The 1100-nt window shown below is 46.0% G+C and carries 1 protein-coding gene; it reads left to right on the forward strand.

The window, feature by feature from the left end:
- Positions 1-1100, forward strand: a 1100-nt coding sequence (locus IQ246_RS29760) for an amino acid adenylation domain-containing protein (RefSeq protein WP_194006868.1), incomplete at both ends; no start/stop codon positions are given.

Below are 1100 nucleotides of genomic sequence, written 5' to 3' on the forward strand. Positions count from 1 at the left end.
TTATCCTCAAGAACGCTTAAGCTTCATGCTCACAGACACTCAGGTTCAGGTAGTACTGACGCAACAGCGACTAGTCGAGAAATTACAAAAGCATCAAGTACAACTTGTTTGTTTGGATACTGAGTGGCAGACAATTCACCAACAAAAACCGGATAATCCCAACAGCAATGCCACAGCTAACAACCTAGCTTACGTCATTTACACATCCGGTTCCACAGGCAAACCAAAGGGAGTTGCTGTTCCCCATCAGGCTGTTAATCGATTAGTGTTTAACACCAACTACATGCAATTAACACCTGATGACAGAGTTGCCCAAGCTGCCAATACGGTTTTCGATGCTACTACCTTTGAAATTTGGAGCGCACTGCTGCATGGAGCTAGGCTAATCATCATTGCTCAAGATGTAGTCCTGGCGCCGGAAGAATTCGCAGCGCAATTGCACTCTCAACAAATCAGCATATTGTTCTTGACCACAGCTTTATTCAATCAGTTAGTCCAGTTTGTTCCCAAGGCATTTAGTGGTCTGCGATATCTACTATTTGGCGGCGAGGCTGTTGATCCCAAGTGGGTGCAAGAGGTATTGAGTCAGGGTGCTCCCCAGCGATTGCTTCATGTCTATGGACCTACAGAAAGTACCACGTTTTCTTCTTGGTACTTAGTAGAAGATTTGCCAGCAGCCGCCACAACTATCCCCATAGGTTGCCCATTGAGCAATACCCAAATTTACCTACTAGACCAATACCTACAGCCTGTGCCTATTGGTGTACCAGGAGAGTTACACATTGGGGGCGCAGGGTTAGCACAAGGGTATCTCAATCGCCCAGAATTGACACAAGAGAAATTTATTGCAAACCCCTTGAGTGATGACCCCGATGCACGTCTTTATAAAACTGGAGACCTAGCTCGTTATTTGGTAGATGGCAATATTGAATACATAGGACGAATTGATAACCAAGTAAAAATACGTGGCTTTCGCATTGAGTTGGCGGAAGTGGAAGCAGTACTGAGCCAACATCCATCGGTGCAACAGACTGTGGTCATTGCCCGTGAAGATGTTCCCGGCAATAAACGCTTAGTCGCCTACCTTGTCAGCCATCCAG

This window comes from aff. Roholtiella sp. LEGE 12411, assembly GCF_015206995.1.
Lineage (GTDB): Bacteria > Cyanobacteriota > Cyanobacteriia > Cyanobacteriales > Nostocaceae > Komarekiella.